The organism is Hyphomonas sp., from assembly GCF_017792385.1.
Lineage (GTDB): Bacteria > Pseudomonadota > Alphaproteobacteria > Caulobacterales > Hyphomonadaceae > Hyphomonas.
Genome location: NZ_CP051230.1, coordinates 2,017,937 through 2,037,212 on the forward strand (window position 1 = coordinate 2,017,937; position 19,276 = coordinate 2,037,212).

The following is a 19,276-nucleotide window of genomic DNA, read 5'->3' on the forward strand; positions in this document are numbered from 1 at the left end:
ATGACCTTGATTGCGCAAATTGCCGATATTCATTTCGGCGCCGAAGACGATTCGGCCATCGCCGATGCAGAGGCCTGTATCAAGGAAGCAAGGCCGGACATGCTGGTGGTGTGTGGCGACCTGACCCAGCGCGGCCGCACGCGGGAATTCGATGCTGCTGCAGACTGGCTGGACCGGTTCGACCTGCCCAAACTGATCGTACCCGGAAATCATGATACGCCGATGTTCAATCTGGCTGCGCGGGCGGCCGAGCCTTTCAAACGGTTCAAGCAGCGTTTCAGCCGGTATTTTGAATCCGCCGAGGCCGGGCAGGCGATTGCCGTGGGCCTGAACACGGCGCGCGGATGGCAGGCCCGCAAGAACTGGGCCGAGGGCACGGTGAACCTGACGCAGCTGGACGAGGCCCTGTTCCGCGCCGCAGAAACTGATGCGGCGTTGAAACTGCTGGCATGCCACCATCCGTTTCACTCCCTGCCTGGAGCGCCTTTGCGCACGCGGACGCGGCGCGGGCGGCGAGCCAGCGACAAGGTTGCCGCCAGCCATGTGCAGATCGTCCTGACCGGCCATGTGCACACACCATCGGTGACGCTCAGGGAACGCGCCAATGGATGCTATCTGGCCGTGTCATCCGGGACATTGTCCGTCCGGCTGCGCGCCGAGCCGCCATCCTTCAACCTGATCCGGATGGAGTCGGCTGATGTCATGGTGGACCGGTGCGATTTGCTCAGCGACGGCCCGCGCCTGACCCGGATGGGTGAGTTCAAATCACACGCAAATGCTTGCAGCTGAGCCCGGGCGGGCGCGAAGTCAGGCTGGCGTGTCGAATTCCCGCCGCAACTCGGCGCGGATCCGGTCGACCAGGAGGTGGACCTTTGACTGATGGTGGCGGGCCTGGGGATAGACCGCCCAGATGGGTTCAGGCTCGGGCCTGACATCCGGAAACAGTTCCACAAGATCACCGCTCGCCAGATGCGGCGCGACATAGAAATAGGGCAACTGGCCGATGCCGGCCCCGGCCAGCAGGGCGTCGAGCACGGAGGCGCCGGAATTGCATTTCAAATTTCCCCGTGGGCGGATCGTTTCATGCTGGCCGCCCTGCCGGAACCGCCAGTTGCTGGACGAACCGATAATACAATTGTGCGCCTTCAGATCATCCAGCCGGTCTGGCGTGCCATTGGCGGCGAGATAGGCGGGGGCTGCGCAGACAAGGAATTGGCGCGTCGCGACCCGGGAGCTGACCAGGCGGGAATCTTCCAGCTGGCCGGTGCGGATGGCGAGGTCGAACCCCTCGGCAATCAGGTCCACGAGCCGGTTCGACAAATCCAGCGTGATTTCCACTTTTGGATAGTCCTGGCAGAATTGCCGGACAATGGGCGAGATGTAGCGCTCGCCAAGTGAGGTGGAGCAGGTGATCTTGAGTTCGCCCTGGGGCTCTGTATTGCCGCCCACGACTGCGAACAATTCGTCCCGGGCGCGGATCAGGCTTTCGCACTGGCTGAGCACGGTGCGGCCTGTATCCGTGAGGGAGACTTTCCGCGTCGTGCGATAGAGCAGGGGAGCGCCAATCGCATTCTCAAGCCTGGTCACTGCGCGGCTGACATGGGACGTCGAGACATTCAGCATCTGTGCCGCAGGTTTGAAGCCCATGCAGGTGGCCACAGCCACGAACTCCTCAATGCCATCCCAATTCGTGCGCATTATCCCAATCCTGCAACAATGAATTTCGAATTACCCACTTTATCGCTGAATTCGCAAGAGTAGTATGGCGCGTAAACTGAATGGAGTTCCCTCATGAAAACGCGCGCCGCTGTCGCTTTTGAAGCCAAGAAACCGCTGGAAATCGTCGAACTCGACCTGGAAGGCCCGAAGGCCGGTGAAGTCCTGGTCGAGATCATGGCGACCGGCATTTGCCACACCGATGCCTACACGCTGGACGGGCTCGACTCAGAGGGCATCTTCCCCAGCGTGCTGGGCCATGAGGGCGCCGGCATTGTGCGCGAAGTGGGCGCGGGCGTGACCAGTGTGCAGCCAGGCGATCATGTGATCCCGCTCTACACGCCGGAATGCCGCCAGTGCAAAAGCTGTCTTTCGGGCAAGACCAATCTCTGCACGGCGATACGCGCGACGCAGGGCAAGGGGCTGATGCCGGATGGCACGACGCGCTTCAGCTACAAGGGCCAGCCGATCTATCACTATATGGGGTGTTCCACGTTTTCGAATTTTACCGTTCTGCCGGAAATCGCCGTGGCGAAAATCCGTACCGACGCGCCCTTCGACAAGGCCTGCTATGTCGGCTGCGGCGTGACGACGGGCGTTGGCGCCGTGGTGAACACGGCTCAGGTTCAGGTTGGCGACAATGTCGTCGTGTTTGGCCTGGGCGGCATCGGCCTGAACGTGATCCAGGGCGCGAAGATGGCCGGGGCGGACATGATTGTTGGCGTCGATATCAACCCGTCCAAGAAGGAATGGGGCGAGAAATTCGGGATGACGCATTTCGTCAATCCGAAGGAAACCGCCGATGTGGTTGCGCATATCGTCGAGCTGACCGATGGCGGCGCGGATTATTCGTTTGATTGCACCGGCAATACGGATGTGATGCGCCAGGCGCTGGAATGTTGCCATCGCGGCTGGGGCACGAGCGTCATCATCGGTGTGGCCGAGGCAGGCAAGGAAATCAGCACACGTCCCTTCCAGCTGGTGACGGGCCGCAATTGGCGCGGCACGGCCTTTGGCGGCGCGAAGGGGCGCACCGATGTGCCGAAGATCGTTGACTGGTACATGAACGGCAAGATCCAGATCGACCCGATGATCACGCATGTCATGAAGCTGGACAAGATCAATGACGCGTTTGACCTGATGCATGCGGGCGAAAGCATCCGGAGCGTGGTGGTTTATTGATGCGAACCTGCACAATCTTCTTCTTCGTTCTGACGCTGACGGCTTGTTCGACGACCGACAGTTCAACACCTATGGAGCAAGCCTATTGCAACGCATTTAAAACGTGGATCCATGCGGTGCCCGAGTCTGAGGCGGATGAACGCCATGTGACACTGTTTCAAGCCGGGTGCGGCGAAGGACGAATCTGCATGTATTCACTCGGCTGGAATACCGAATGTGAGGCGTGCGACGATGCGGCCGATGAAGCCTTCGTTGAAGCAGTCGCGCCCCTGACTCATTATGTGTCCATCGATGAACTGGCCGAGTACTCCGTAGCGTGTCTCTCGTCTCGTCATGCAATCAAGATCGACGTGTTTGACGAAAATGCCCGGCCTCAATCTGCCTCCGAAATCTACAAGGGCGCCACAGTGGACATAAAGTGGGAAAAAAGTGATTGCGGATTCGACGGCTGTACGACGTTGAGAGTCAGCTATAAATAATTGAGAGCAACTTAAGAGGAAACGCATACATGTTCAGTCACGTCATGGTCGGCACGAACGACCTTGAGAAATCGAAGAAATTCTATGATGCGCTATTCAAGGCGCTGGGCGGGCGCGAGGCGATCACGGACCCGAAAGGCCGCCTGATCTATCTGCACAATGGCGGGACGTTCCTTGTGACGCCGCCAATTGATGGCCAGCCAGCCTGCCATGCCAATGGCGGCACGATCGGGTTTGCGGTCGACAGCACCGAACAGGCCGATGCCTGGCACAAGGCCGGGATCGAGGCCGGCGGCACGGCGATTGAAGACCCGCCGGGCTGGCGCGAAGGCAATGGCATGAAGCTGTACCTTGCCTATCTGCGCGATCCGGACGGCAACAAGATCTGCACCATGATGCGCGGCTAGGCCGGGCAGAATTGCCAAAGCTTGAGGGCGGCGCGCTGGCGTCGCCCTTTTTCGTGGGGCAGGCTTGCAAAACCCAAGATACGGGCTCGATTTCCGGCCAAAAGCGCGGCATGGTTCGAGGATGACAGAGTTCACGCATTTCACCTTGATTGCCGACGGGCAGGTGTTCGAGCCGAACGAAAACTACGGCACGGAGATCGGCCCCTGCGTGATGGGCATGAAGGTCTGGGCGGAAGACGCCGAACAGGCCGCCGACATGATCGTGCAGATCGGCAAGCGACTTGGGTTTCACGTGGATGGCGAATTGCAGGTCTACCGAACCGAGCCGGAAATTGCTGCCGAGGACCAACCCTTTGGCTATGACGTTCAGTTTACGTCATATACGGACATGGTGGACGAGGATGACGACGAAGACGATATCGGCAACGCCACCATCCATTAGGGGGCGAGGGCTAGCCGATAGTCCGCCCGGGCAAGACGGGCGGGCAGGCTGAATTCCTTCAGGGCGGTACCGCGAATACGCTCCAGCAGATCATCCGCGCGGGCGAGTGCATCGCCCTCCAGCGCCGCATGGGAATCGAGCGCCGCCTGAAGGCGCCAGAGCGGGAAGGTGCGCGCCGCCGCAGGGCCTTGCGTGTCCTCGATGTCGATCTCGATCTGGCCGACGGCCCTTGGCACATGCGTGCCGGGGGAGGCGGTTTCGGCCCAGGCGCCGAACAATTCTGCGGTCTGGTGAAGTGCGGGGAATTGCTCCCGCATCTGGCGGGCAAGGATTGGCACCAGCGTGACGGGGATCTCGTCATTCGGCAGCAGGTCGCCGTCAAACGGAGAGCCCGCCTTCACGCGCTCCACCCAGTCGGCAACCTTCGGCGCGTAGCGTTTCATCAGGTCACCGGATGACGGGTCACGATAGAGATGGGCGTAAAGCGGACCGTAGAGCGCAAAGTCCGCCAGCGTGGCGCGTCCGCCGAGCGCATAGGGGTGTACTTCCAGATGCGTGGAAAATTCGCGCAGGAAGGCTTCATAGCTGCGCTCGATTGCGGGGGCAGTCGTGGGGGAGATGCCGAGCGGCGGCAGCGCGCCCTTGAAGCGCTCGCCATTGCGCTTGCCGATGTCGTATTGTTCGGGGGCCGGACGGTCGGGCGCAGAGATCGCGCCGAATTCCTGATAGGCCCAGTCTTCATTGTAATTCCAGCGATAATGCATCGCCGGCAGGACGAGCCATTCATCGCCATAGAGCTGCAGCAGCTGCGCGACAAAGGCCTGAACCGGCGTGTCCGGAATTGCGGGTGGGGAGAGGCCTTCTGCCGCCTCGACATGGGCGATGATGTCGGCCGTGTCCTGAACGATCTCTCCACTCGGAGTTTTCATCACCGGGATGACCGGCCAGCCGACCGAGGGCAGAATGATGTCACGATAGACCTGTTGCGTTGCCAGCTCCTCGACATAATCCACGCCGCGCCAGTCGAGATAGGCGCGCGCCTTGCCGGTGAAATAGCTGACCTCGGCGCCGTAGAGTGTGTAATCTGGCATGATACGGTTTTCGTTCCTGTGTAGTCGATTTTGTGCAGTCTGCTGAAGGAGGCTCACACCCTAGTCGCTGAAGCACCTTTGACGCGTGCCATATTTCGTCTCTTCAACATTGTAGCAGCGCAATTCGGACTGCTTCTGATAGGGCGGTTTCCAATTGAGGAGTTCATCATAGGCAGCGTCGATCTCGGCGCGGCGGGCAGCCTCGCGGCGATTGGCTTCGTCCCATTCGGCCTGTTGCCGGGCTTTCTCGCGCATCACCTGATTGTAGTGCCGCTCCCAGGTCTTTCGGGCCAGCGGCAGCACATCCGGCGGGATGGCGGCGCAAAGGGCCTGGTCGGGGGCGCCCCAGCGTCCAAAGACGCGGGCGAGGCCGACAAAATCCAGCTCAGCCTGATTGAAGGCGTCCCAATCATGGGCGATGTTGCGCGCGTACCAGACAGCCGCCTGGCAATTGCCGCCCTGAACATAGGATTCCGCAAAGGTCTGGTTGCGCCACATCCAGCGTTCGACAAAGGCCTTCCAGTCATTGTCATTCCAGATATTCGGCTTGTTGTTCCGGAACTCCTCCTCGGCGCCATAGGCTTCAAACAGGTCTGGATCCTGCCGGGCCATCCAGTCACCCAGCTCCTGCGGCATGGCGGGGCATGACTGTCCGGCGGCTTGGGTCTGCTCGTATTTCAGGGCCCAGCTGATTCCGCTGTCCGGCACCGGATCGACGATGAAACTCATCTTGTCCCGGTTGATGCCACCGAAGACGTAGGAATAGGCGATCTGGCAGCCATCGAGCGTGCCGAAACGCTCATAGTCGTTGCGGGCCAGAAGGCGCTCGCGCTTGGCCTTGCGCAGGTATTCGTCTTCGCGGGCCTGTTTCTCGGCGGCAGCTTGAGCCGCTGCAGCAGCCTCTGCTTCCTGCGCAGCGATATATTCCGGGTCTTCCAGGAGGCCATACCCATTGTCGTCATAGTATTGCATGAACGACGGTATCAGCTCTGCTGGCGCGACGCCGCACCGCGTCGCGCCTTCATCGGGCTTGTTGTGTAGCTGATTGATCAGGGAATAGGCAAGCATGCCCCATTCGCGATATTTGGCGATCTGGGCGTCGGTCATCACCGGCGCTTCACTGCGATCGCGTTCGCCGCGGTAGAACATTGTATTTCCGGCGCGATAACAGACATCAATGGGCAGGTCCGTCTCGGTCAGTCCGAGCTCATCGAGATAGATGCCCTCGCCTGCAGGGCCGAAACAATCGCCAACAACTGCCATGGCGTTGCGCACGGCGCTCGTGGGGGGCGGGGTCTTGAAATAGGCCGTCGAGACGCCGTTTTCCGGCAGGTCAAACTGGCTCAACTCATTTGCAATATCATAATTCAGCGGCAGTCCGCATTCGCGCTCACCGTTGAAGCACGCCGCAAAACTCTTTCGGGACACGTATTGCACTTCATTCAGGAACTGATCGCCGCTGACATGCCATTTCAATATTATCGTCGCCATCGAATTATCCGGGATCAGCCAGTACTTCGTGCCATCCCTCTGATACGTCGGATTGTAAAAATTCTCGGAGATCATGCACTGCTTGTTCTGCTCATAGGGCGTCCAGTCCCGCTGGACGGTCTGCGCCCGGGCACTCGCCGCAAACGCCGCTACAAGACCCAAAAGAGCCAGCAAAATCCGGATCATACTTGTCCCCTTAAGCATGCATGTTTTGTGGGGCCGCATCCCTGGTGTTTTCGGAATCCAGACCGGTGCGACCTGTGATGATCGTCTCCTTGTACCAGAGGCGAAGTCGAAGGGAATCCCAAGTTTCGCGGTTTCAGCGAGTTGAGCCTGTTTTTTCCGATTGTCTTCGTTTTACTTGGGGGGGGCTTTGGGCCACTATCGCCAACATGCGTGGAGTGGCGTATTCGAGGGCCAACAGGGTGCTGAACCTCGAGGAGCGGCAGCCACGAAAGCAAAACCGAAAAGGATTATGGCGTGCAACCAATTGAAGTTTCTTCGTGGCAATCCTTTGGCGGCACGCTGTCTGTCCATGATCATGAAAGCGCCTTGCAAAACTGCACGATGCGGTTCGCGGTCTACACGCCGTCGCAGGCGGATCCGGAAAAGGTGCCCGTCTTGTGGTACCTGTCGGGCCTGACCTGTACCTGGGCCAATGTGATGGAGAAGTCCGGGTTGCAGCGCGCGGCCTCGAAGCACGGCATCATGATCATCGCACCAGACACCAGCCCGCGCGGCGACGATGTGCCGGATGATGAGTCCTATGACCTGGGGCAGGGCGCGGGGTTCTATCTGACAGCGACGCAGGAGCCGTGGGCCAAACACTACAAGATGGACCAGTACATCACCGAGGAACTTCCCAAACTGATCGCGGAACACTTCCCCCATGCTGACATGAGCCGTCAGGGAATCTTCGGCCACTCGATGGGCGGGCATGGCGCGATCACGCTGCACCTGAAGCATCCGGATGTGTACAAGTCCTGTTCTGCGTTCAGCCCGATCACCAGCCCGGCGCGGGTGCCATGGGGCCAGAAGGCATTCAATGCCTATCTCGGCGCGCCTTCGGTTGCATGGGAGCAGTATGACGCGACCGAGCTTGTCAAGGAACGCCAGACCAAGGCGACGATCCTTGTCGACACAGGCACGGCAGACAGTTTCCTGGAGCGGGAGCTGAAGCCGGAAATCTTCACCGAAGCCTGCGCCAGGCACGGCCAGCGACTGGATTACAATCTGCGCGATGGCTACGGCCACGACTATTATTTCATTGCGACCTATATGGACGAACACATCGCCCATCATGCGCGGGCGCTGGGCGCCTGATCCCTAGACCGCCTTGGCGTGGCGCCGGGTGGCGGGCTTGTAGCGGCCGTCGAGGCTCTGGGCGACTGTGCGCAGGAACAGGCGCGCTTCTGTAGGCACACGAATGGTTGTGCGGTCAAGCTGGCAAAGCCCGGCAGACTGCAGGAAACGGGCCGTTTCCAGCGCGTCGGCGAGACTGCCGCGTGGGGCGCCCATCTCGTCGCAGATGGCGTCAACATCCACTTCCAGGTCGCACATCAGTCGCTCGATGGCGCGTGCGCGCAGACGGTCATCTTCGGTGATGGCCACGCCGCGCTCAACCGGAAGCCGACCGGCATGAATGGCGTTTTGCCAGCTCGGCCGATCCTTGAAGTTCTGGGCATACCCCTCTGAAAACTGGGAAATTGCCGTGCTGCCGATGCCGATCAGCGTGTCGCAGGGATCGTCGGTATAGCCTTGAAAATTGCGCTGCAGGGTTCCGGCGCGCGCGGCGATGGCGAGAGAGTCCCCTGCGCGGGCGAAATGGTCGAGACCGATGGCCTGGTAGCCAGCAAGTTCGAGCGTGTGCGCGCCGGCTTCGGCCTGTTCGAACCGGGCCTGAAGGCCGGGCAGGGCATCTTCATCGATGGCTTTCTGGTGTTTTGCAAACCAGGGCACATGGGCATAGCCGAACAGGGAAATTCTGGCGGCGCCCATCTCGGCCGCGAAATGTGCAGCCTCCTCGACATCCGTGACGGTCTGATGGGGCAGGCCGTACATCAGATCCATATTGATGTCCCGAATGCCCGCCGCATGCAGGCGCTCAATGCCTTCGCTCAGCAGGATTTTTGGCTGAACCCTCCCGACGGCTTCCTGGACTTTCTGGGACAGGGTCTGCACGCCGAAACTGACCCGGCTGACCCCGGACGTGGCCATGGCTTGAACGAAGTCTGGTGACAGGTTGCGTGGGTCGATTTCGACGGCGATTTCTGCATCCGGGCGCAGTCTGAAGGCGCGGGCGGCGTGGGCAACAAGCTCCTGAAAGTCGGTTGCCGAGAGTGCATTGGGCGAGCCACCCCCGAAATGGAGGTGCGCCATGCCGGCATGATCGCCCAGGGCGGCGGCCCACAGGTCTATCTCGCGGTGCAGGGTTTCGAGATAGGACGCGATCCTAGAATAGCCGTTCGGCACGCTGGTCGCGCAGCCGCAATAGAAACAGAGCTTCTCGCAGAACGGGATGTGGATGTAGACCGAGATCGGCTTGTCCGGCGTCATGGCGCTGGCCCAGAGTCGGGCATCGGGTTCCGCCACGTTCTGTGTGAAATCTGCTGCCGTTGGGTAGCTGGTATAGCGCGGGACGGGACGCGATGCGAAGGGGATCCATGCCTGTTTCATGGCGTTTTCCTACCAATCGCGCGGCAGGCGGGGAGTAGGGGAAACTCCCTAGCGGGATGCGGCTCGACGTCGCTGGCCGGGCGGCCTAGTCTGTTCCGGTTCAGAGGAGGGTGTCCCATGATCCGTTGTCTCGTTTCCGCCGCCGCAGCCGGAACGCTCGTCCTGTCGGCGCAGGCCGGCCCGGAAGACTTCCAGCCGGGGCCGGCCATTCCGGCTTATGGCAAGGTGGCCGCCGTGCCAGACGCCGAGCGCCTGTCAAAGGATGCCGTCTTCAAGGTGGCGTTTGATACGGCCATTGCGGCGGAGCCCGGAAAGGTGAATCGCACGCTGGAGAGCGCGGCGCGCTTTCTGAACATGCATGAGGCCGTGGGCATACCGGCCGCCAATATCAAACTGGCCGTTGTCGTGCATGGTGGGGCTTATGCGGACCTGTTGCAGCGGGACGACAATGCCAGCGCGCCCTTGATCGCTGCCCTTCGGAAGAACCGCGTCAGGATCATCCTGTGCGGCCAGACGGCAGCGTATCGCGATGTAGCCAGGGGTGATCTCCTGCCGGGCGTGGAACTGGCCCTGTCTGCCATGACGGCGCATGCGCAGCTGCAGCAGGACGGCTACACGCTCAATCCGTTCTAGGGGGATGTGCGAGCGTGCCTTTGCCGCCCGCGGCGGGCGCTCGGGAGTGCATCAGTCACAGGGCAGGATGTGGCCGATCATGTTGCCGAGCTTCTGCGTGTATTCGGTCGGATCGGCATCGAAGACGTCGCAATTGTCACCCTTCTTCATCGCGTAGGTCTTGATGCAATAGGAGGAGGGGGTTCCGCTCCTGGAGGCATGCCCGGTCTTCATTTGCAGGACATAATGTCCGTGCTCCAGATCCGTGTACAAATGTTCGAATGACTCACCCATATCATTCAGGCCGGCCCAGGTGACACCGAGATTGCACTTCGATGTCATGCAATGCATCGTGACACTGTCGTGTCGGTCAAGGTGCAGGTCTGCCGGTTTGAACCAGTCCGCGACGGCGATATCGAGCTGGAATTCGTGGTTCGAGCAATTCTTGATGTGAAACTCCGTTCCGGCGAAAGCCAGTCCCGGGGTTGCGGCCCAAAGTGTAGCGAAGACAAGGCCGCGTACCAGTTTCGGGAAGTTCGGCATGATGGTCTCCTTGGCTCTCAGGTTCAAGTGCGGATGCGGATAGGGTGTGAGGTTTCGCGCCTGGGAGGTGGCGTACATGCCTCCTCGGAATCCTGCGATCAGGGACCCCGTTCGGGGGATGTGCAGCTCATTCCTTCAATCTGCAGCAGGTCTGATGACGCAGAGCGGCCGATTTGAGTAACAGCCCTGGTCGCCGGACTAGTTGCAGTGCTTGACGGCTCCGATCATGCTGTAGAGCTTCTGATGATACTCGGTCGAGTCTTCGTCGAAGACGTCGCAGCTGTCACCCTTTTTCATCGCGTAGGTCTTGATGCAGTACACAGAGGGAGTTCCGCCCGTGCGCTTTGTCTTCATCTGGATCACGTAATGACCATGGTTCAAGTCGGTGTACAAATGTTCGAAGGACGTGCCTTCATCGCCATCGGCCGACCACGTCACGCCGACATTGCACTTTGAGCTGATGCAGTCCATGGTGACGCTGTCATGTCTGTGCAGTGTCTTGCGGGACGCTTTGAACCAGTCGACGATCGCAATATCGACAGAGAAGGCATGATTTGAGCAGTTCTTGATATAGAACTTTTCTCCAGCATGCGCCTGGACGGGAGCCAGCAGGCATAGCGCTCCAAGAGTTGCGGCGCTGAGCAGGTGACGAGAATGGCGCATGATCGGGTCCTCGGTTCGCAATTCATTTGTGTGCCAACTAGGCTAAGGGCGGGAGGTGAACTGGTTCTAAACGGGAAGACGGCGCCGATTGCACGAGCGTCTCACTCTGTCTCGAGGAGCCTGGGGGCTAGCTGCACGATTTCATCTTGGCGGCGATGTTTCGCAGAGTGTCGATCTCGCTATAGTCTTCATCGAAGATGTCACAGCTTTCGCCTCTGCGCAGCGCAAATGCCTTCACGCAGTATCTCGATGGAATGGACGAGCCCTGGGACAGGCCGGTCTTCATGTACAGAACGTAGCTTCCGTGGTGCAGGTCTGTGTACAGATGCTCGAACGAGGTGGCGTCGGATGTCCCGCCAGACCAAGTGATCCCGAGATTGCATTCCGATGTCATGCAATGCATCGTCACGCTTTCGTGGCGCCCGAGTTGTTCAATGGACGGTTTGAACCAATCGGCAATGGCGACATCGACAGAAAACTTGTGATTGGAGCAGTTCTGGATGTGAAATTCTTCGCCGGCGTGAGCCTGGGTGGGGGCGAGAATGCAGAGTGCCGCAAGGAGCGCGCCACCAAGTGGCTTCAATATGGGTTTCATGTCTGACGTCCGGGAAGCAAGAGGGTGATATCCGGCTGGCTGCCTGGCGATCATCTGGTGCTCAAGCCCTTGTGGCAAGGAGTGCCAGCGGCCGCGTGACTGTGGTTTCGAGCCAATCCGGCGGGTGTGCCGTCAGTGCGGGGAAGAACTCCCGAAATCTCTGAGACTTCCCGGATCCGGATCGGTGGATGAGAGCTAGTGGCACCTCGGAATGCTGCCAAGAACGCTGCTCAGCTTGTCGTATTCATCGAAATCGTCATCGAATATGTCGCAACTCTTGCCCTTCTTGAGGGCGAATGCCTTGATACAGTAGATGGATGGCAGAGGTTGTGTGCTCTTGGCAGTCTTCAATTGCAGAACATAGTCTCCATGGTGCAAGTTGGTGTACAGATGTTCAAAGAACATGCCTGGCTCGTCGTCATTGGCTCCCCAAGTGATCCCGATATTGCACTTCGAGGAGATGCAGTGCAGCGTCACGTCACCGTGGCGTGCCAGATTCTTGTGTGAATCCTTGAACCAGTCAGCCATGGCAATATCCACTGAAAATGTGTGGTTCGAGCAGTTCTTGATGCGAAACTCTTCGCCGGCGTGAGCCTGGGTTGGGGCGAGGATGCAAATCGCCCCAAGGAGCGCGCCGCCAATGGATTTGGTGGGGAACTTCATTTTGATCTCCGTCAGAAGGTAAAAATCAGAATACTGTCTAATCAGAGGTAGGTTCGATTGGTGAACCGGCTCTAAAGAACCTTCTACGGATGTTTCACGGGTGTCTCAGCATTTGTGGGTTTTGTCGGGAGAGGTCCGCTTTCGGGCGGAATTCATTGGCTTGAATCCGGGTGGAGGCTGATCCGGACTGCACTAGGTGTCGATTGCCTCTGCCTTCAGCCAGATGCCTTCGCGTTCGCCGACGCGGCGTTCGACCAGGAGGCGGGCGACCTGGTGGTCGTCCTCGAATACATTGCCTGTCAGGCTGTCGAGCAGCGCCTTGGCCAGATTGTCCAGATCCATCCAGGGGGCATCGCCTGTATACTCCATCATGATGTGAACGGAGTAGTCGCCATAACCGGGCCGCAACGGATGGAATTCCTTGCGGAAGAATTCCTTGAGCAGGGTCTTGTAGTATTTTGTCTGGGTCGTCAGGCCTGCGCAGCGCACTTCCAGCGCGCCTTCATCAGTGATGCGCGCGCGCACTTTTCCAGCGCTGACCCAGTCCGACAGGCTCATCCCCGCATCCGGTGACGTGACTGCATGCGGGCCTCGATGGCTTCCTTGGAGGCTTTGAGGCCAAGCCCGGTCTGTTCGCGGAGCAACTTGATGGCCAGCAGCTTCTTGCGGTCATCAATCGCGCGGTCGATCTCTGCCCAGCGGGCCTTGGTCACGCGGGAAAGGGCATCCTCGACCTGTGCCTGGGTCAGGATCGGCGGCGACTTGGCATTCACCCCGATGCCGCGCACCAGAAAGCCGAGCCCGAAGGCCAGCGCGACAAGGATCAGCGTTGCCGGTTGTGAGAGCGCTTGGGCAAGAGCGTTCATGAGCGGTCGAGGCCCCTCCGGGACATATCTTGTGGCCGGGCCCCACGGCCCCTCTGTCTGACAATCTAGGCGGGGCCCAAGGGAAAGCGCAAGGCGCGAATGGGGGAGGGTGAGCCTGCGGCGGATGCGGCCGACGGACGCGGCGCATCTTGTCTTGTGCGCCCACTTGGCTAAACCCGGCGCGAAAGCTTTTCCACGCATGAGGATTCAAGACCATGACGACGCGGACCGAAACCGACACGATGGGCCCAATCGAAGTCTCCAGCGACGCCTATTGGGGCGCGCAGGCCCAGCGCAGCCTCGGAAACTTCAAGATCGGCTGGGAAAAACAGCCTGAGCCCATCATTCGCGCGCTTGGCATTGTGAAAAAGGCCGCAGCGGAAGCGAACATGGATCTTGGCAAGATGGATCCGGAGCTGGGCAAGGTGATCGTGCAGGCTGCCGAAGAAGTGATCGACGGCAAGCTGAACGATCATTTCCCGCTCGTCGTCTGGCAGACGGGCTCTGGCACGCAGTCCAACATGAACTCGAACGAGGTCATCTCGAACCGGTCGATCGAACTGCTCGGTGGTGAAAAGGGGTCCAAGACGCCGGTTCACCCGAATGACCATGTGAACATGTCCCAATCCTCGAACGACACATTCCCGACCGCGATGCATATCGCCTGCGCGGAAGAAGTGGTCCACCGGCTGATCCCGTCTCTGGAAGTGCTCCAGAACGCGCTCGATTCGAAAGCGCGCGAATGGGCGGATATCATCAAGATCGGACGAACGCATACGCAGGATGCGACGCCGGTGACGCTGGGCCAGGAATTCTCCGGCTATGCCCAGCAGCTGGCCAATGGCATCGAGCGGATCCAGCTGACCTTGCCGAAGCTGATGGAACTGGCCCAGGGCGGCACCGCGGTCGGCACCGGCCTAGCCTCGCCGGTCGGCTTTGCGGAAAAGGTTGCCGAGAAGATTGCCGACATCACCGGCCTGAAATTCACGACCGCGCCGAACAAGTTTGAAGCCCTCGCTGCGCATGATGCGATGGTGTTCACGCATGGCGCGATCACAACCGTCGCGATGTCCTGTTTCAAGATTGCCAATGACATCCGCTTCCTCGGGTCCGGCCCGCGCTCCGGCCTTGGCGAACTGGCCCTGCCGGAAAACGAGCCGGGCAGCTCCATCATGCCGGGCAAGGTGAACCCGACCCAGTGCGAAGCGCTGACCCAGGTCTGCGCGCACATTCACGGCAACAATGCCGCCATCGGCTTTGCCGGCAGCCAGGGGCATTTCGAGCTGAACGTGTTCAACCCGATGATGGCCTACAATTTCCTGCAGTCGGTGCGCCTGCTGGCCGATGCGGCAGTCAGCTTCACGGAGAATTGCGTTGTCGGCATCGAGCCGCGGCTCGACAATATCCAGCGCGGCCTCGAGAATTCCCTCATGCTGGTGACGCCGCTGAAGGAGAAATATGGCTACGACCGCGCCGCCAAGATCGCCAAGACGGCGCACGAGAATGGCACGACGCTTCGCGAGGAGGCCATCAAGGACGGCATTCCCGGCGAGGATTTCGACAATATCGTCGATCCGTCGAAGATGATCTCGCCGGGGTGATTCCGGTTTACGGCATGTACGGAATATCGTAAATTCCGTACATGCTTGCCCCTGATGAATTACGCCGCGCGATCAGAGAGTCCCACCAGCCTGTCGCTCGCTTGGCAAAAACGGCAGGGATTGCGCCGACAACCCTTTACAGTTTTGTCTCCGGGGCAACCGGAAGCCTCCGGGCATCTGCCCATGCCGCGGTTGAAGCCGCCCTTGAGGGCAGGCGGCAGGGTGTTGCGGAAAACAGGACACCCTTTGAAGGAGCCGGACTGGATATTCATCCAGAAATTCTCGAAGAAGCCGCGCGATACGGTATTGATGTGGCTGGGACCGCCCGCAAGGCTGTTGAGGAGGCCGTGAAGGCCGAGCGCATCCGGCGCTGGAACGAGGAAAATCGGGAGGCTGTCGACAGCTGGAACAAGCTGGTTGAGCGTGAAGGGCTGTGGTCTGACGGGCTCAGGGCTTTCTAACTTGCAGCGCTTTGCCGTATACCGCCTGAGCGGCAGCAAGCCGCCGGTCGTGATCCTGCAATATCCTGATATAGATACGGGCGATTTTGTATTTGCAGCACCTCTTTATCCGACGGGGGCCGCCCGGCCGATAAATGTCATAACGCCGGAAGTTGAACTCGACGGGAAAACATATCTGGTCGGCACGCATTTGCTGGCAGGAATCCGCAAGTCAGCATTGTCCGAAAATATCGGCAATCTGGTTGCCTATGAATACGAAATCTCCCGCGCGCTGTCGCGTTTGTTCTTTGGGAATTGACTGTCGCCCAAGCGGCGGGCAGGGGTTGGAAACGCATTGGTTTTCTCACGCCTGCGGTTGCGCCATGCCATGAAGATGGCCATACGGCGGCAAACATCTTCCTGCCCTCACACTGAAGAGTCTCCTGCCGTGGTAAAAACGACATTCTCTGCCTTTGCCGACCGTCTTGGTGCGCAGAATTTCTCGCAGGCCAATCTGTCGAAATTCACGCCCGACCGTATCAAGATCGAGTTGCTGTCGGGCCTGACCGTGGCGCTTGCGCTGGTGCCGGAGGCGGTGGCCTTTGCTTTCGTCGCCGGTGTGCATCCGCTGGTCGGCCTCTATGCAGCCTTTATTGTCGGGCTGGTGACCGCCGTATTTGGCGGGCGTCCTGGCATGATTTCGGGGGCGACCGGCGCGCTGGCTGTCGTCATGGTGTCTCTGGTCTCGCAGCATGGCGTTGAATACCTGTTCGCCACCGTGGTGCTGATGGGGATCCTGCAGCTTCTGGCGGGCATCTTCCGGTTCGGGAAGTTCATACGTCTGGTGCCGCACCCTGTGATGCTCGGCTTCGTGAACGGGCTCGCCATCGTGATCTTCATGGCGCAGCTGACCCAATTCCAGGTGCCGGGGACGGCGGAAGTGTCCGGGCATGGCATGTCGGGCGGTGAATGGATGAGCGGCTGGCCGCTGGCGCTGATGCTCGCTCTGGTGGCCCTGACCATGGCGATCATCTGGGCGCTGCCGAAATTCACCAAAATCATTCCCGCGCCGCTGGCCGGCATCGCCATTGTGGCGGGCGTCGTGATTGCGTTCGGGCTGGACGTGCCGCGCGTGGGCGACATGGCCTCGATCGAGGGGGGCCTCCCGCAATTCCACCTGCCAGCCGTGCCGCTGAACTGGGCAACGCTGGAAATCATCCTGCCTTATGCGGTCATCCTGGCAGCCATCGGACTGATCGAGAGCCTTCTGACGCTGAACCTGGTGGGTGAGATCACAGGCAAACGAGGCGGAGCCAGCCAGGAATGCGTTGCGCAGGGCGCGGCCAATGTCATCACCGGCTTTTTCGGTGGCATGGGCGGCTGCGCCATGATCGGCCAGTCCATGATCAATGTGAAATCCGGTGGCCGTACCCGGCTTGCCGGCATTGCGGCGGCGCTTTTCCTGCTCGCCTTCATCCTGGTCGGATCCAGCCTGATCGAGCAGATCCCGCTCGCCGCCCTGGTCGGGGTCATGTTCATGGTCGTGATCGGCACGTTTGCCTGGAACAGTCTGCGCATCATGACGCGCATTCCGTTTCTGGACGCGGCGGTCATCGTTCTGGTGACGATCGTGACGGTCTTCTACGACCTCGCTACGGCGGTTGTGGTCGGCGTGATCGTGTCTGCGCTGGCCTATGCCTGGAACAATGCCCGGCGCATCCGCGTCATCGAGCGCGACAGTGTCCGCACGCCGGGCGCGCATGTCTACGAGATCGAAGGGCCGCTGTTCTTCGGGTCCACAGACGGCTTTGCAGAACTCTTCCATCCGGAAACCGATCCGGACGTGGTGATCGTCGACTTCATGCGCTCGCGCATCGTGGATCAGTCGGCCCTGCAGGCGATTGAAGATCTCGCCCGGCGCTATGAGGCGCTAGGCAAGACGCTGCAGCTGCGCCATCTGTCGCGCGATTGCCACAAACTGCTGGCCAAGGCCGGCCAGCTGATGGTCGATTCCGATGATGATCCGGAATATGCCGTGGCCGTCGACTATTCTGTGCGAACCGGCGTTTTCGGCGGCGGCCACTGATCCTTCCTGCGACCTAATCTCCTTGCACCGGGCCGGTTGTTCCGCCATCAGGAACGCCGATCAGAAACGTGGAGGAACGTCAGATGGAAATGGATTTCAGCGATTTGTTCTCGGTGGCCGGCAAGACCGTGGTCGTGACCGGTGGCTCGCGCGGAACAGGACGCATTTCTGCAAGGCGGACGCCTGTGAGGAAACGGTTGAGCGCCTGAAGGGCCAGTATGGCGGTGAAATCTATGCCATTCCGTCCGATGTGGGCCAGATGGTCGGTATTGAGCACCTCGCCAAGGAAATTGCCGAGCGGGAAGACAAGGTCGATGTGCTGATCAACAATGCCGGCGTGGCGTGGGGCGCGAAGCTGGAAGACTTCCCGGAACATGGCTGGGACAAAGTGATGGACGTCAATGTGAAGGGCCTGTTCTTCCTGACGCAGAAGCTGATGCCGTTGCTGCGCAAGGCGGCGAGCGCCGACAATCCGGCCCGGGTCATCAACATCGCCTCAATCGATGGCATGCACACCTCTCCGATGAGCGGCTTTGCCTATGGCACGTCAAAGGCCGCCGTGATCCATCTGACGCGGTTCATGGGGGCGCATCTGGCGGGTGAGCACATTCTTTGCAATGGCATCGCGCCCGGACCGTTCCCGACCTACATGCTTTCCACCGGCGTCGGCTTCAAAGGCGAAACTGAAGGCGTCGACTGGCAGAAGATTGGTGACCAGAACCCGTCAGGACGGGTCGGCCAGCCATCCGACATCGCGGGCCTCGCCATGTTCCTGTCGTCCAGGGCATCGAACTACATCACCGGCCACACCGTGCCTTGCGATGGTGGGATCGTTTCCTCCAGCTAGAACCAGAGGAACATTGACGCGCCGAATATGCCGATGCCGGTAAAGACCGTGGCCCCTGCGACGAGCAGGCTGGCCGCGGCCTTCGCGGGCACGGAGCGACTGCGGCGCGCGGCGGCGTACAGTTCCAGCACGGCCAGCGGGATCAGGTAGCTGCCATAGCTGATGACGATATCGGCAGGCCCGCTCATCGAATTGTTCATCCAGCGCGGAGACTGGTTGATCATGATCCAGCCCATCAGACCGACGCGGATGAACCAGACGCCATTGGCGACCATGAACAGGCGCATGGCCCAGCGCTGATGATCGGCAAAGCGGCGCGACAAAGCAAATCGCAAGGTATAGACGGCGCAGACGAGGATCAGCACGGCATTCAAAGAGACGCTGACGGCTGAAACGAGCGACAAATATGTGCCCCGTCCCCAGGTCAGCCAGAGCCCGCCCAGAGCGAGGAAACAGGCCAGCACCAGAAATATGCGCCCTGACCATCTGTGCAGTTTCGGGAATTTCCGGCGAAGCAGGGGCACCAGCTGAATGAGCCCTGTCAGAGTCATCACGGCGGCGAGCAGGACGTGCATCGCAAACATCAGATTGCCTGCATCATCACCCGGGACATGTCCTTTGATCAGGCTCTTGTCGTTCCAGCCGGCATAGTTTCCAGTGGCAGTACGCACGCCATAATAGTTCGTAATGAAGATGATGAATGCGATCTGTCCAATGGCCGCGACGCAGAACCAGGCAATGCCAGCGCGGCCGAGAATCTTGTTCCAGATGGAGAGGGAGTTGGGGGGCGAGGTCACGGTGAGTCCTTTCAGGTATGAAGCCTGAAAGAGCTGACCGGAACCGGTCGGGGCGTCTTGCCGATTTGGAAATCGGCGA

22 protein-coding genes and 1 pseudogene are annotated in these 19,276 nt (G+C 60.0%); 12 read left to right on the forward strand and 11 right to left on the reverse strand.

Annotated features, from left to right (window positions below; translation table 11 throughout):
* Positions 1-789, forward strand: a complete 789-nt coding sequence (locus tag HF955_RS10065; protein ID WP_291075013.1) for a metallophosphoesterase — start codon at positions 1-3, stop codon at positions 787-789.
* An 18-nt stretch (positions 790-807) separates the two neighbouring features.
* Here HF955_RS10065 and HF955_RS10070 read toward each other — a convergent pair whose 3' ends face one another.
* Positions 808-1,698, reverse strand: coding sequence for a LysR family transcriptional regulator (locus tag HF955_RS10070; RefSeq protein ID WP_291075014.1), 891 nt, complete (start codon positions 1,696-1,698; stop codon positions 808-810).
* Between the two features lie 93 nt (positions 1,699-1,791).
* On the opposite strand from HF955_RS10070, the gene HF955_RS10075 reads away from it, so the two are divergent.
* The 4 genes from HF955_RS10075 (at position 1,792) to HF955_RS10090 (ending at position 4,226) form a co-directional block, all read left to right on the forward strand.
* A complete protein-coding gene (locus HF955_RS10075) occupies positions 1,792-2,898 on the forward strand; it encodes an S-(hydroxymethyl)glutathione dehydrogenase/class III alcohol dehydrogenase (RefSeq protein WP_027837880.1) in 1,107 nt (368 codons plus the stop codon).
* Positions 2,898-3,377 (forward strand): hypothetical protein, encoded by a 480-nt coding sequence (locus HF955_RS10080; protein ID WP_291075015.1) that lies wholly within the window; start codon positions 2,898-2,900, stop codon positions 3,375-3,377. The genes HF955_RS10075 and HF955_RS10080 overlap by 1 nt, the downstream gene beginning before the upstream one ends.
* Positions 3,378-3,406: 29 nt before the next feature.
* Positions 3,407-3,784: a VOC family protein gene (locus HF955_RS10085; protein ID WP_027837881.1), complete on the forward strand. Its 378-nt coding sequence runs from the start codon at positions 3,407-3,409 to the stop codon at positions 3,782-3,784.
* Between the two features lie 121 nt (positions 3,785-3,905).
* Positions 3,906-4,226: a hypothetical protein gene (locus HF955_RS10090; RefSeq protein WP_291075016.1), complete on the forward strand. Its 321-nt coding sequence runs from the start codon at positions 3,906-3,908 to the stop codon at positions 4,224-4,226.
* Here the strand turns inward: HF955_RS10090 and HF955_RS10095 are convergent.
* A complete protein-coding gene (locus tag HF955_RS10095) occupies positions 4,223-5,317 on the reverse strand; it encodes a glutathione S-transferase family protein (protein ID WP_291075017.1) in 1,095 nt (364 codons plus the stop codon). The genes HF955_RS10090 and HF955_RS10095 overlap by 4 nt on opposite strands.
* A 60-nt stretch (positions 5,318-5,377) precedes the next feature.
* Positions 5,378-6,994 (reverse strand): hypothetical protein, encoded by a 1,617-nt coding sequence (locus HF955_RS10100; RefSeq protein WP_291075018.1) that lies wholly within the window; start codon positions 6,992-6,994, stop codon positions 5,378-5,380.
* Between the two features lie 294 nt (positions 6,995-7,288).
* Here HF955_RS10100 and fghA point away from each other — a divergent pair, with 294 nt between their 5' ends.
* The gene (gene fghA / locus HF955_RS10105) at positions 7,289-8,131 is read left to right on the forward strand and encodes an S-formylglutathione hydrolase (protein ID WP_291075019.1); all 843 of its coding nucleotides are present in this window, start codon (positions 7,289-7,291) and stop codon (positions 8,129-8,131) included.
* Between the two features lie 3 nt (positions 8,132-8,134).
* Here the strand turns inward: fghA and hemN are convergent, their stop codons facing one another.
* The gene (gene hemN, locus HF955_RS10110; RefSeq protein WP_291075020.1) at positions 8,135-9,484 is read right to left on the reverse strand and encodes an oxygen-independent coproporphyrinogen III oxidase; all 1,350 of its coding nucleotides are present in this window, start codon (positions 9,482-9,484) and stop codon (positions 8,135-8,137) included.
* A 117-nt stretch (positions 9,485-9,601) separates the two neighbouring features.
* Between hemN and HF955_RS10115 the strand changes: the two genes are divergently transcribed.
* Entirely contained in the window at positions 9,602-10,117 is a 516-nt protein-coding gene (locus HF955_RS10115; RefSeq protein ID WP_291075021.1) for a DsrE family protein, read from the forward strand.
* Positions 10,118-10,168: 51 nt separating this feature from the next.
* Here the strand turns inward: HF955_RS10115 and HF955_RS10120 are convergent, their stop codons facing one another.
* The 6 genes from HF955_RS10120 to HF955_RS10145 form a co-directional block, all read right to left on the reverse strand.
* Positions 10,169-10,717: a hypothetical protein gene (locus HF955_RS10120; protein WP_291075022.1), complete on the reverse strand. Its 549-nt coding sequence runs from the start codon at positions 10,715-10,717 to the stop codon at positions 10,169-10,171.
* A 120-nt stretch (positions 10,718-10,837) separates the two neighbouring features.
* A complete protein-coding gene (locus HF955_RS10125) occupies positions 10,838-11,302 on the reverse strand; it encodes a hypothetical protein (protein ID WP_291075023.1) in 465 nt (154 codons plus the stop codon).
* 127 nt (positions 11,303-11,429) lie between these two features.
* Complete coding sequence (locus tag HF955_RS10130; protein WP_291075024.1) at positions 11,430-11,897, reverse strand: hypothetical protein; 468 nt, start codon at positions 11,895-11,897, stop codon at positions 11,430-11,432.
* 195 nt (positions 11,898-12,092) lie between these two features.
* On the reverse strand, positions 12,093-12,560 hold the full coding sequence (locus HF955_RS10135) for a hypothetical protein (protein WP_291075025.1): 468 nt from the start codon (positions 12,558-12,560) through the stop codon (positions 12,093-12,095).
* Between the two features lie 192 nt (positions 12,561-12,752).
* Positions 12,753-13,118, reverse strand: a complete 366-nt coding sequence (locus HF955_RS10140; RefSeq protein ID WP_291075026.1) for a RusA family crossover junction endodeoxyribonuclease — start codon at positions 13,116-13,118, stop codon at positions 12,753-12,755.
* A complete protein-coding gene (locus HF955_RS10145; RefSeq protein WP_036261429.1) occupies positions 13,115-13,426 on the reverse strand; it encodes a hypothetical protein in 312 nt (103 codons plus the stop codon). The genes HF955_RS10140 and HF955_RS10145 overlap by 4 nt, the downstream gene beginning before the upstream one ends.
* A gap of 215 nt (positions 13,427-13,641) precedes the next feature.
* Here HF955_RS10145 and fumC point away from each other — a divergent pair, with 215 nt between their 5' ends.
* The 5 genes and pseudogenes from fumC (at position 13,642) to HF955_RS10170 (ending at position 18,400) form a co-directional block, all read left to right on the forward strand.
* On the forward strand, positions 13,642-15,027 hold the full coding sequence (gene fumC / locus HF955_RS10150) for a class II fumarate hydratase (protein WP_291075027.1): 1,386 nt from the start codon (positions 13,642-13,644) through the stop codon (positions 15,025-15,027).
* Between the two features lie 101 nt (positions 15,028-15,128).
* Entirely contained in the window at positions 15,129-15,488 is a 360-nt protein-coding gene (locus HF955_RS10155) for a type II toxin-antitoxin system CcdA family antitoxin (protein ID WP_291075028.1), read from the forward strand.
* Between the two features lies 1 nt (position 15,489).
* Complete coding sequence (locus HF955_RS10160) at positions 15,490-15,786, forward strand: CcdB family protein (RefSeq protein ID WP_291075029.1); 297 nt, start codon at positions 15,490-15,492, stop codon at positions 15,784-15,786.
* A 129-nt stretch (positions 15,787-15,915) separates the two neighbouring features.
* Entirely contained in the window at positions 15,916-17,553 is a 1,638-nt protein-coding gene (locus HF955_RS10165; RefSeq protein WP_291075030.1) for a SulP family inorganic anion transporter, read from the forward strand.
* Between the two features lie 89 nt (positions 17,554-17,642).
* Positions 17,643-18,400: pseudogene (locus tag HF955_RS10170) on the forward strand (SDR family oxidoreductase).
* Here the strand turns inward: HF955_RS10170 and HF955_RS10175 are convergent.
* Positions 18,397-19,197 carry a DUF2306 domain-containing protein gene (locus tag HF955_RS10175; RefSeq protein WP_291075032.1) on the reverse strand — a complete coding sequence of 267 codons (801 nt, stop codon included), beginning with the start codon at positions 19,195-19,197 and terminating at the stop codon, positions 18,397-18,399. The pseudogene HF955_RS10170 and the gene HF955_RS10175 sit on opposite strands and share 4 nt — an antisense overlap.
* Between the last annotated feature and the right edge of the window lie 79 nt (positions 19,198-19,276).